Origin of the sequence: Lentibacillus salinarum (assembly GCF_042679865.1) — a bacterium.
GTDB classification, from domain to species: domain Bacteria; phylum Bacillota; class Bacilli; order Bacillales; family Amphibacillaceae; genus Lentibacillus; species Lentibacillus salinarum.
The window spans coordinates 1-1,584 of record NZ_JBHTNH010000041.1 but is presented as its reverse complement, the minus strand read 5'-3'; the positions used below and the strand labels follow the sequence as shown (position 1 = coordinate 1,584).

Sequence of the window (1,584 nt, the reverse complement as noted above, 5' to 3'; positions counted from 1 at the left end):
TGTTCAAAACCCCCATGTCTTGTCAGACACCGCAATAAATGAAAATGGGGGTTAGCGGTTTAATTGTAAAGAATCCTGTACATTATGTTAATGCAGGTCAGAGGTCGCCTCTTTTTTGGTGGTTTCAACCCCGAGTTCAAAACCGACCTAATACATTCATGAGCACCGCCGATTGTTGCCACGAGCACGTGTATAAAAATACAGGCTCAAGAATGTATGACCTAGCATTATACAAAGGATGGGATGACGTATGGATGCTATTTTAGAACGTGTTGCAGGGCTGGATGTTCATCAAGAGACGGTTGTTGCGTGCGTGTTATATGGTCCATTAGACCGTAAACCAAAAAAAGAAACAAAAACATTTGGAACGACGGTCAAAGAATTACTTAGACTGCAGGATTGGCTTGTCGAACACAAGATAACAGATGTTGCGATGGAAAGCACCGGCGTTTATTGGAAACCCGTTTGGAACATTCTTGAAGGCGAGTTTACATTGGTGCTTGCCAATGCACAGCGTATCAAAAACGTGCCCGGAAGAAAAACCGACGTTTCTGATGCTGCTTGGATCGCAAAACTGTTACGTGCTGGGCTTGTTGAATCAAGCTTCGTCCCGACAGTAGAAATCAGAGACTTAAGGGATTTAACACGCTACCGTCGTAAGTTGTATGGTCATGCAACGTCTGAAAAAAATAGAATCCATAAGATATTGCAAGATGCGAATATCAAACTTAGCACATACGTTTCCGATGTATTTGGCGTTTCCGGACGTGCATTGCTGGAGTCCATCCTTAATGGTGAAGTATTGGAAGTCGATCAAGTAAGAGCATTGGTCAAGACAACGCTCAAGAAAAAAGTACCCCAAATTGTGGATGCTTTAAATGGTCGAATTCGTTCCCACCATCGAGAATTGATTCAAATGCATTACGATCATCTTGTTTACATCGAAGAACAAATTGCGCAGTTAGAAAGTAAAATTGACCAATTAGTAACCCCCTATCGTGAAGAAATGGATTTGTTGATGACCATTCCGGGTATTAAAAAGGATGCAGCGGCGAGCATCTTAGCGGAAATTGGTATCGACATGTCTAAATTTCCAACCGATGGACATATATCTTCATGGGGCGGATTCAGCCCTGGTAATAACGAAAGTGCTGGTAAAAAAAAAGGTTCCAAATCCAATAAAGGAAATAAAGCTTTAAAGGCCACGCTATGCCAGGTAGCCTGGGCCGCTATGAAAACAAAAGACAGTAGATTATCTTCCTTTTATTATCGATTAGTAAAACGACGAGGACCATACAAAGCCAATATGGCGCTAGCACATTTAATATTACGGATCATTTACCAAATGCTGAAAACAAACACCCCCTATCAAGAGCTTGGTTGGGACTACCTTCCAAGCAAAGAAAGGAAGAAGGATTATTTTATCAAGAAACTGCAAAATATGGGCTATGAAGTAGATATCCAGGAATCAGCTTAAACTGTTATTATCAAATCATAGCCAAATTTCAAAAATGGGTATTCCCATTATCGGGAGGGTGTTTTTTTGCGTTTTTTTGAGCAAAAATCCCATTTTCGTATAAAAAG

General features: G+C 40.8%; 1 protein-coding gene. It reads left to right on the top strand.

Annotation, left to right across the window (positions count from 1 at the left end):
- Positions 1 to 250 precede the first annotated feature (250 nt).
- Positions 251 to 1,477, top strand: a complete 1,227-nt coding sequence (locus tag ACFQ4A_RS16410) for an IS110 family transposase (RefSeq protein ID WP_382402501.1) — start codon at positions 251 to 253, stop codon at positions 1,475 to 1,477.
- Positions 1,478 to 1,584: the final 107 nt, after the last annotated feature.

Coding starts and splice junctions, on each gene's coding strand:
- ACFQ4A_RS16410 (WP_382402501.1), top strand. CDS start 251: ATGGATGCTATTTTAGAACGTGTTGCAGGGCTGGATGTTCATCAAGAG.